1 protein-coding gene is annotated in these 2627 nt (G+C 68.5%); it reads left to right on the top strand.

Annotation, left to right across the window (positions count from 1 at the left end):
* Nucleotides 1–2627, top strand: a 2627-nt coding sequence (locus BLT66_RS26325; protein ID WP_143029328.1) for an amino acid adenylation domain-containing protein, incomplete at both ends; no start/stop codon positions are given.

The following is a 2627-nucleotide window of genomic DNA, read 5'->3' as shown; positions in this document are numbered from 1 at the left end:
AGCCGCCGCTGCTGCGCCTGGTGCTGGTGCGCACCGGTCCCGATGCCATGCATCTGGTCTGGACCAGCCACCATCTCCTGCTCGATGGCTGGAGCGCCAGCCAGCTCATGGGCGACGTTCTCACGCAGTACACTGGCCGTCAGCCCGAGGTCGCTGGCCGCTACCGTGACTATATTGCCTGGCTGGCCCAGCGCGATGCGCAGGCCGATGCGCATTTCTGGCGGAGTGAACTTACGCAACTCGAGGCGCCGACGCTGCTGGCTGAGGCCCTGCCCGCCGCCGCAGGCGCCGGAGAGCTAGCATACCGCCACCACCGCGTGTCGCTCGGCGCGGCCGAAACCATTGTGCTCGTGGAATTTGCGCGCGCCCAGCGCATTACGCTGAACACCGTGGTGCAGGCCGCCTGGGCGCTGCTGCTGAGCCGCTACACCGGCCAGCGCCACGTGGTCTTCGGTGCCACCGTGGCCGGCCGACCCGCGGAGCTTCCGCTGTCGCAGCGCATGCTGGGCCTGTTCATCAACACTTTGCCCACGGCAGTGGAGGTGCCGGCCGCGGCCACCGTGAGCGACTGGTTGCGCGGCATCCTCGCGCGCAACTTGGCGGTGCGTGAGCACGAGAACGCCGCGCTCAACGATATCCAGCGTTGGGCCGGACGGGGTGGCCAGGCGCTGTTTGACAGCATCATCGTGTTTGAGAACTATCCGGTGGACCAGGCCCTGCGCCAGGCCGACCCTAGCGGACCGGTCTTCGGCGCGGTGGCGGTGCGCGAGGAAACGCATTACGGGCTGACCATCGCCGTCAACCAGGCCGACACGCTGTCGTTCAAGTTCGGCCATGCCACCCGCCAGTTTGACACTGGCTGTATTGCCACTCTGGCCACGCAGTTGCTGAGGATACTGGCCGAGCTCGTTCAAGCCCCGAACCGGCCTGTGGGCGCACTGGAACTGCTCGATCCGAAGGCCATGGCGCAGGTGCTAGCCCTGGGCAAAGCAACCGATCCAGCACCTGTTGATGCAAGCCTGATGCCAGCGCTGATATCGCGTTTGGCAGCACTGGGCCCCGATGCGCCAGCGCTGTTCTGCGGCGACACCGCGTGGACACGCGCTGACCTGGAGCGGCGCGCTAACCGCATTGCCCAGGTGCTGATGGTGCGCGGCGCAGCGCCCGGTGCTCGCGTCGGCATCGCACTGCGACGTTCGGCCGACATGTTGGCCGGCTTACTGGCCATCTGGAAGGTCGGCGCTGCCTATGTGCCGCTGGACCCGACCTACCCGGTGGACCGGCTTGCGCACATCGTGGCCGACAGTGGCATCGTTCTGTTGCTGACGCGCTGCGATGAGACGCAGGCCGGCATCTGGCCGGCGGGCCTAAACCTGGTTGACGTGGACCATGCGGCTGTGGCTGACGCAGCCGATATCGCGCCGCTGGTGTCGCTGCATGCGCAGAGCCTAGCCTATGTAATCTACACCTCAGGCTCTACCGGCCTGCCCAAGGGCGTGGCCGTGGCGCACGGCGCGTTGGCCATGCACATGCAGGCCGTCGTGCCGCGCTTTGGCCTGCGCGAAAACGACCGCTGCCTGCTGGCGGCCTCGATTAACTTTGACGCCGCGGGCTCGCAATGGATGGCGCCGCTGGCGGCGGGCGCCGCCGTGGTGGTACTGCGCGAACATGAATGGGCGCTGGACGAGATGGCCCGGCTGATCGTCGAGCGGCAGGTCACGGTGGTGCATTTCCCGCCGGCCTACCTGCGCGAATTGGCCCAGGCCCACACTGGCGGGCGGCTGCCGCTGCGCGTCTGCATTGCCGGCGGCGAGGCGCTGCCGACGGAAGACGTTGCACTGGTGTTCGACGCCTGCACGCCACAGTGGTTGGCCAATTCTTATGGGCCGACCGAAGCTGTAGTCAGCCCCTGTGTCTGGCGTTGCGACGGCCCGGGCGCCGCCCTGGGTGCTTATGCGCCCATTGGCCGGCCGGTGGGTACGCGCCTTGTGCGCGTGCTCGACGCCGACCTGCGACCGGTGCCGTCGGGCGCGGTGGGCGAGCTCTACATCGGCGGTGAAGGCCTGGCGCGCGGCTATCTGTCGCGGCCTGGGCTGAGCGCCGAACGCTATGTGGCCGACCCGTTCGGCCTACATGGCGAGCGGCTGTACCGCAGCGGCGATCTGGTGCGCTGGCGCGCCGACGGCGAACTGGCCTACATTTGCCGGGCCGACTTCCAGATTAAGGTGCGGGGCTTCCGCATCGAGCCCGGCGAGATCGAGTTCGCGCTGCTGGCCCAGGCCGGCGTGCGCGAGGCTGTGGCGCTGGCGCAGGACGAGGCGGGCCGCAGCCGGCTCGTGGCCTATGTGGGGCTGGAGGACGGAGCCGAAGTGCAGGCCGATGCCCTGCGCGCGGCGCTGGCGCAATGCCTGCCCGAGTACATGGTGCCGGTGGCCATCGCGTTGCTGCCGCGGCTGCCGCGCACGATCAACGGAAAGGTGGACCGGCTGGCGCTGCCGCCGATCACGGCGCCCAAGGTGGCGGCGCAGCAAGCGCCGCAGGGTGGGGTGGAGGTGGTGCTGGCCGCTATATGGTGCGAAGTCCTGCGGTTGGCTCAGGTGGGCCGCCACGATAACTTCTTCGAGATC

Source organism: Rhodoferax sp. OV413, assembly GCF_900104385.1.
In the GTDB taxonomy this organism is placed as follows: domain Bacteria; phylum Pseudomonadota; class Gammaproteobacteria; order Burkholderiales; family Burkholderiaceae_C; genus Rhodoferax_B.
This window is presented reverse-complemented; position numbering and strand designations above follow the sequence as displayed.